Source organism: Prevotella sp. P4-98, assembly GCF_002251405.1.
Taxonomy (GTDB): domain Bacteria; phylum Bacteroidota; class Bacteroidia; order Bacteroidales; family Bacteroidaceae; genus Prevotella.
The window spans coordinates 1-1661 of sequence record NZ_NPJC01000047.1 but is presented as its reverse complement, the minus strand read 5'-3'; the positions used below and the strand labels follow the sequence as shown (position 1 = coordinate 1661).

Sequence of the window (1661 nt, the reverse complement as noted above, 5' to 3'; positions counted from 1 at the left end):
TCTGTAGTCAAAAATCTCCCTGTCTCACATAATTTATTTTGCACTTTTTTGCCTACTAAATTTTCTACTTTTTCCCAAAAATAAAGTAGTAAGAATTATCCAAGATTATTTTGAATTATATCCATGAATAGAAGAAGCATAATTTACGGTAGAGTTAGCTCTACAGGCGATCGCCAGAACACAGACCGCCAGACCTATAGCTTAACAAAGCTGATAGATGCCAACAATGATTTGCTGGTACATGAGCCATTCCTTGAACATATATCAGGTGCTACGCCAAACAAGGATAGACCTGTGTTCATGGAATGCCTAAACTATGCAAAGGATAATGCAGTTGATGTTATCTACTTTAGTTCTATGGATCGCATGGGTAGAGCAATATGGGAGGTCTTGGAAAGCATTAAGTTTTGTTTGGATCACAAAATCAATTGTATCTTTCAAAAGGAAGGTATGAGCCTTTACATGGAAGATGGTACAGAGAACCCCTTCCTTGCTATCTTCTGTTCGGTAATCTCTACCTGTGCCAAAGTAGAGCGAGACTCAATCAAGTTTAGGCTTAATGATGCCCGTAGAAGAAAGATAGAATTGGCCTTGTCAAGTGGTAAAACTCTTGCAGATGTCGGATTTGGCAGGCCAAAAGGAACTGTAAAGACCAAAGAGAGAAAAGAACTAGAATATGCAGCTACCATCAAAGCATTAAAGCGTGGCTTATCCATAAGGGATGCTGCTAAGATAAGCAACGTGTCCGTTAGTACATGTCAAAGGGTTAAGAAAGAGTTTGCTCTTTGATTGTAAATAACGGAATTGCATAACGGATTGCAGGTCGTATCAGATGGTATGGCTTGCAACTTTATGTATCAGGAGGGACGCGAGGAGTATCCTTGGGCCAGTTTTACTTTCAATGAGATTATTTTCTGGCCCAGAGGCAGAGCATCGACTTCAGCGTCATCACAGACTTGACAGACATCCTGATGAACAGGATCGACGGGATATTTAATCTTGGTGAGATTAACTACTGTATCGAGTCCCGTTCCTCCAGGATGTTCTGGTGGAGCCGCGAAGGCAAGAAGAGGCAATATAATGTTGATGAGATTATTTTATGGAGGAAGGAGATGAACAGATGATGGAGCTTGGGTTCGGAACTTACTTCGGTTGTTCGTTCGGTTGCAGAATCGGGATTTTTTGTCGAAGAAAGTTTGAAAAAACTGAAAGAAATCCATCAAAAAATTGACTTTCTATTCCTAAAAAGCATTGGGAAAATGAGTTGTATTCGGTAGCGTAACTCTATAAACCATTCGTAAGTGCCTTTATATAAAGGAATAAGAAGGAATATCCTCTTGGTGAAAAATAAAAGGATGACCAAAATAGGGTCGGTGTACTATGCTTCATTGAACAGAGGGATTAAATCCATACATCATCACCAGCAGCGATCTATAATGAAAGTCCATTATAAGGACACTAAAAAGAACTAAAAACGAATGGAGAATCTTCGTTTTATTTAGTTTCTTTTTTCCATGTCGGGAATATTTTGTATCTTTGCAGCGTGTTCTTTGAAACTAAGGTCAAGATGGACAATAACCGATTGTTTTGTCCCCAATTTGTACCAAATATTGATAACTGATTATATGTCAGCACAGATTAGATATGAGGAGGTTAAGTAA

The 1661-nt window shown here is 38.8% G+C and carries 1 protein-coding gene; it reads left to right on the top strand.

Annotated elements, in window-relative coordinates; genetic code table 11:
- The first annotated feature begins 123 nt into the window (after positions 1 to 123).
- Entirely contained in the window at positions 124 to 789 is a 666-nt protein-coding gene (locus CIK96_RS06890; protein WP_094440135.1) for a recombinase family protein, read from the top strand.
- Positions 790 to 1661 lie beyond the last annotated feature (872 nt).